General features: G+C 72.3%; 4 protein-coding genes. 2 read left to right on the top strand and 2 right to left on the bottom strand.

Features of this window, described 5'->3' with window-relative positions:
• Positions 1-229 precede the first annotated feature (229 nt).
• Positions 230-1,129 (top strand): hypothetical protein, encoded by a 900-nt coding sequence (locus ACWC09_RS52030; protein ID WP_450859272.1) that lies wholly within the window; start codon positions 230-232, stop codon positions 1,127-1,129.
• Here ACWC09_RS52030 and ACWC09_RS52025 read toward each other — a convergent pair.
• Both ACWC09_RS52025 and ACWC09_RS52020 read right to left on the bottom strand, forming a co-directional pair.
• Entirely contained in the window at positions 1,075-3,105 is a 2,031-nt protein-coding gene (locus ACWC09_RS52025) for a protein kinase domain-containing protein (protein WP_450859271.1), read from the bottom strand. The genes ACWC09_RS52030 and ACWC09_RS52025 overlap by 55 nt on opposite strands.
• A gap of 96 nt (positions 3,106-3,201) precedes the next feature.
• Entirely contained in the window at positions 3,202-4,506 is a 1,305-nt protein-coding gene (locus ACWC09_RS52020; RefSeq protein ID WP_450859269.1) for a DUF6986 family protein, read from the bottom strand.
• A 211-nt stretch (positions 4,507-4,717) separates the two neighbouring features.
• Between ACWC09_RS52020 and ACWC09_RS52015 the strand changes: the two genes are divergently transcribed.
• Positions 4,718-5,668: an endonuclease/exonuclease/phosphatase family protein gene (locus ACWC09_RS52015; protein ID WP_450859267.1), complete on the top strand. Its 951-nt coding sequence runs from the start codon at positions 4,718-4,720 to the stop codon at positions 5,666-5,668.
• Positions 5,669-5,823: the final 155 nt, after the last annotated feature.

The following is a 5,823-nucleotide window of genomic DNA, read 5'->3' as shown; positions in this document are numbered from 1 at the left end:
GCAGGCGGGGTAGCGCACCCGGTGGCAACGCGGCTGGGGGTCCCCCACGCCATCAAGGCAGTGGGGGAGCGCGTGCCAGGCCCCCCGAGACGCCGAGCCGCTCCGCCGGACACCCCCTGGGGCCTGCCCGGCGGAGCGGGTCGGCCGCAGGACACAGTGGATCTCGACCGAGTCGAGCGGAGCCTGGTCCGCGCGGCCGCGAGGCGGAGGAAGGAGTCACGGCGGAGCCATGGCGAGTGACGACAACGCGGCAGATACGCGTGCCAGACCCCGCGACGCCGAGCTGATCCGCCGGACAGGCCGGCCGCCCGTGGAACACCTGGAGGACCGTACGCTCGAAGCACTGGGACTGGCCGAGGCGCCGCGCGACCGACCGCTTCTCTATCCAGGGGTCTGGCCCGCGGAGTCCGGGCTGCTCGACGGCGATCGGCTGCAGCCCCTCGACCGTCTGGTGCACGAGGACCGCACCCCCGTGCTCGCGGTCGGCTCCAACGCCTGCCCCGGTCAACTGCGCCACAAGATGACCGAGTCCGGGATCACCTCGCCCATCCCGATGGTGCGCACCCGGGTCACCGGCATCGATGTGGGCGTCTCCGCGCATGTGAGCCGCCTGGGATATGTGTCCGCGTCTCCCTTCGAAGCCCCGGAAGCCGTACGGGAGTTGTTCCTCACCTGGCTCGACGCCGAGCAGCTCGCCGTGATCGACGCCAGCGAGGGCGTGCCGCTGCCGTACGGCAACTACCGGCGCGCCTGGCTGCCGGCGCCCGAGGTGCGGTTCGAGCTGGAGGACGGCACGCGGCTGCCCGGTGCGTACGTGTACGTCAACCGGCGCGGCGTCCTGCACAACGGCACGGAGGCGCCCCGCGGGCACCCCGGCCAACGGGAGCTCATCACCGAACTCCTCGTCGGATCCGCCCGGTTGAGGGAGCTGTTCGGCGTGACACCCGAGGAGTTCTGTGCACGGGCCCGCGCCGACGCGCGGCTGTGCGAGCGGGGTACCCGGGTGTTCGCCGAGGAGAAGCTGGTGACGGAGTCCGGTCTGGAGAGGTTCGTGAGGGATCAGCAGACCAGGGATCAGCAGACAGGAAGTCCGGGGACCGGCTCGTCGTTGTCCCCACCCCGTATGTAGACGTCGCTGATGTAGACGTTCGTGTTGCCGCTGTCGTCGTCCGTCTTCGCCCACCAGACGTTGGTCCACTGGCCGTAGGTCTCGCGGCGGCCCAGGTTCTGCTGGCAGTAGAAATAGTTGGTGCCCGCGTTCAGGACACCGACCTCGGTGCCGGAGGCGGTGTAGGACTTGGCGGTGCGCCAGACCGTGCAGTTGTACGTGCCGCCGCCTGTGGAGGTGCAGGCCGGGGCCGCGCTGGTCTCGCTCCCGCCGCCCGTCGTACCGCCGTTTCCACCACCGGTGGTGCCGCCTCCGGACGTCCCGCCCGTGATCCCGCCGCCGCCCGTGGTGCCGCCCGCCGAGGACTTCGTCGGGGCGGAGGAGGTGGCACCACCGGTGGGCGTGGCCGCGCCCTTCTCGCCGGTCGTCGACGTCGGGGTCGGGGACTTCTTGGCGCCGTGTTCCGTGGGCTTGGCGTCGCCCGAGTGGTCGGCGTCGGTGCGGTCGGTCTCGGACGCGGAGGCCCGGGCGGTCGTACGGGACGAGGAAGCGCCCGCGTCGGCCGACGTGTTCCCCGAGTTCAGCAGGGCGGCGGTGCCTCCGCCTGCCGCGAGGACGACGGTGACGGCCGCGGCGGCGAGCAGGACACGGCCCTTGCGGCGCGGGGAGGCCGAGGCGGAGATGGGTCCGGTGGGGGCCGATGCCAGTTCCGCTACCGGGCCTTGGGAGGAGGGCGGGCCGAAGCCGGGGGACGCGGACGCGGCGGCCTGGGCGGGGCCGAAGCCGGGTGTCGCATGAGCGGCGGGTCGCGCGGAGTCGAAGCCGGTCCCCGGTGGTGCGGTCGGCTGCGCGGAACCGGAGTCGAAGCCGGCGGCGGCTTGCCCGGGCTGCTCGCCGGCGCCGGCCCGCCGTGCCGTCTGCCCTTGTTGCCCGCCGGAGCCGGCCTCCTGCCCCCACTGCGCCTGTGGTTCGCCGGATCCGGGCCCCTGCGCCGTCGGGTCGGTCCCCGGCGCGCCGAGCGCGCCCCTCTTCGGCAGGAGGAACCCTGTGGGCAGGGACGGGCCGTTGCGCTCCGTCTCCGTCCTCGGTGCTTCGCCACCGAGCAACGTCGTCGTCGGTGTGTCCGTGCCGCCCGCGTCCGCCACCGCCTGGAGCAGGACTCTGGCCTGTTCGGCCTCCGGGCGGGTCTCGGGCCGTTTGTCGAGGAGCTGTCGGAGGACGGGGGTGAGCGGGCCCGCGCGCTCGGGTTCCGGGAGGGGTTCGGTGACGATCGCGGTGAGCGTGGAGTACGTCGACGTACGGCGGAAGGGCGAGGAGCCCTCGACGGCCGCGTACAGCGTGGCTCCCAGGGCCCAGATGTCGGACGCCGGGCTCGCGTCGGCACCCTGGGCGCGCTCGGGTGCCAGGTAGTCCAGGGAGCCGACGAGGGCTCCGCTGCGGGTCAGATGGGTGTCCGCGCCGTCGCCCGGGTCGTCCATCGCCGCGATGCCGAAGTCCGTGAGGACGACGCGCCCCGACCGTTCGAGCAGGATGTTGCCGGGTTTCACGTCGCGGTGCAGGACACCGGCCCGGTGGGCGGCGGCCAGCGCGTCCATCACCTCGGCGCCGATGCGGGCCGCCTCGTGCGGGTCGAGCGTGCGCTCGCGCAGCACGTCGTCCAGGGACGGCCCGTCGACCAGTTCCATGACGATCAGCGGGCGTCCGTCGACTTCGGTCACATCGTGCACGGCGACGACTCCGGGGTGGCGCACCCGCGCCGCCGCCCGCGCCTCGCGCTGCATCCGCAGCCGCAGACCGTCGAGTTCGGGCCCGTCGGCGTCGCTGTAGGTGCGCAGCTCCTTGACGGCGACCTCGCGGCCCAGTACCTCGTCGACGGCTCTCCAGACCACGCCCATGCCGCCGCGCCCGAGTTGGGCCACGACGCGATAGCGTCCCGCCAGCAGCCGACCGGTCCCGTCGGCCTGGTTGTTCCCGCCTGAGATCTCCCCCGAAGACACCGCCTGCCCCGTCCCTGTGACCCGTCCATGCGTGCGCTACAGACTACGGGGCGGGGGTGACAACGCCAGCCGGTGGTGACTCCTGTGACGGGCCTGCTACTTGGCGGACACGGTCAGGTCGCCGCGCCGGGGCGACGCGAAGCCCTCCAGGTCCGCCCGGGTCAGTCCGGTCACGCGGGCCACCTCGGGGATGTCGAGGGCGCCGCAGTCCAGGCCGCGCAGCAGATAGCCGCTGAGGGCCTTGGCGGTGGCGGGCTCGTCCATGACGTCGCCGCCGGCCCGGTTGGCGTATCGGGCGAGCCGGGCGGCGGCCTGCTCGAAGCCCTCGCGGTAGAAGGCGAAGACGGCCGCGTACCGGGTGGGGATGTGCCCGGGGTGCATGTCCCAGCCCTGGTAGTAGGCGCGGGAGAGGGCGCGGCGGGTGAGGCCGTAGTGCAGCCGCCAGGCGTCGTGGACCTGCGCGGTCGGGCCGACCGGGAGCACGTTGGTGGAACCGTCCGACACCCTGACGCCCGTACCCGCCGCCGCGACCTGCATGATCGCCTTGGCGTGGTCGGCGGCCGGGTGGTCGCTGGCCTGGTAGGCGGCGGAGACGCCGAGGCAGGCGCTGTAGTCGAAGGTGCCGTAGTGGAGACCCGTGGCGCGGCCCTCGGCGGCCTGGATCATCCGGGCGACGGTGGCGGTGCCGTCGGTGGCGAGGATGGACTGGCTGGTCTCGATCTGGATCTCGAAGCCGATCCGGCCGGGCTCGAGCCCGCGCGCCTTCTCGAACTCCTCCAACAGCCGCACCATGGCGGTGACCTGCTCGGCGTACGTCACCTTCGGCAGCGTCAGCACCAGCCCGTCGGGCAGCCCGCCGGCCTCCGCCAGCCCGGTGAGGAAGATGTCGAGCGTGCGGATGCCCCGGTCGCGTACCGGCGCCTCCATGCACTTCATACGGATGCCCATGTACGGCGCCGCGGTCCCGTTCTCGTACGCCTCCGCGATCAGCCGGGCCGCGCGGGCCGCCGTATCGTCCTCCTCGGTGTCCGGGCGGGGGCCGTAGCCGTCCTCGAAGTCGACGCGCAGGTCCTCGATGGGCTCGCGCTCCAGCTTGGCGCGCACGCGCGCGTAGACGGGCTCGGCGAGCTCGTCGGACAGGCCGAGGACGGCCGCGAAGGAGGCCGCGTCCGGGGCATGCTCGTCCAGAGCCGCGAGGGCCTGGTCGCCCCAGGAGCGGATGGTGTCGGCGGCGAAGGCGTCACCGGGTACGTAGACGGTGTGGACGGGCTGACGGGTGCCGGGGTCGCCGGGGTAGCGGCGCTCCAGCTCGGCGTCGACCGGGGCGAGGGAGGCGCTGATCTCCTCGCTGACGGCACCCGCGAGACTCGTCGCCACCTTCTCCTGCTGGCCCTGACCCATCCCACACCCTCCTGTTTTCCGCTCTACGGAATCAACAATCCGTAGAATGAAGGTATCCGTGCACCGTCGGGCCGGTCAACACCGTGTCCACGGCCCACCACGCCCCGACCTCGGCATGTTCGGGCACCACGCACACCCGGGTATCAGACTGCTCGATGCACAACTCCCCCCACGCGCGACTCGCCCGGCCCGTGCGACCGAAGGAGCCCCTGTGCCCAACCAGCGCCGAGTCACCCGCCGTCTGGGCCTGAAGGCCTTGTTGGCCGCGACGGTCACCGTGCCCCTCTCCAGCGCCGCCGCGATCTCCGCCCCGACCGGCTCGTCCGCCTCGGCACAGGCACCCCAGCTTCTCCGCGCCCCGGTCACGGGGCACCAAGCACCTCCCGTGCGGGTGATGACCTTCAATCTGCGGTACGCCAGCACCGAAGAACCCAACAGCTGGGCCGACCGCCGTACCGCGACGAGCCGACTGCTGCGCCGGGCGGCCCCGGACGTCTTCGGCACCCAGGAAGGCCTCTACCAGCAGCTGCGCGACATCGAGTCCGATCTCGCGCCGCACTACGCATGGATCGGCACCGGCCGCGAGCGGACCAGCGGCGACGAGTCCACGGCGATCTTCTACGACACCCGCCGTCTCGCCCCTGTCGAGCACGACACGTTCGCGCTCTCGGACACCCCGGACGTGCTCGGTTCGGAAACCTGGGGCGGGGACACCCCCCGCACGGCCACCTGGGTCCGGTTCCGGGATCTGAACGACCTCGGACGCGAGTTCTCCGTCCTCAACACCCATCTCGACAACGCGAGCCAGTACGCCCGTGAGCGTGCCGCCACCCTCATCATCCAGCGGATCGCCGGTCTCGACCGCACGTCGCCGGTCGTCGTGACGGGCGACTTCAACGCCTACGCCCATGACAACCGCGCCTACGACACCATGGTCAGCACCGGTCTCGTCGACGCCTGGGACGCGGCGGCCCGGCGGGGCCCGCTCTACGGGACGTTCCATCCCAGATACCGGCCGCCGAAGCCGAACGGCGACCGCATCGACTGGATCTTCGTCTCACCCGGCGTCAGGGTCGAGCGGACATCGATCGACACCTTCTCCCTCAACGGCCAGTACCCCAGCGACCACTTTCCCGTCCTTGCCTCCTTACGCCTGGGATGAGGCGAGGCCCCCGTGACCGTTCGTGCGGTCGCGGGGGCCTCGGCCGGCCTCGGGGTGATCAGCCCTTGCGGGTGTTGATCTCTTCGGTGAGGGCGGGGACGACGTCGAAGAGGTCGCCGACGACGCCGTAGTCGACGAGGTCGAAGATGGGGGCT

The organism is Streptomyces sp. NPDC001617 (assembly GCF_053596855.1).
Note: the sequence above shows the minus strand (reverse complement) of the source record. Positions and strands in the feature narration are given on the sequence as shown.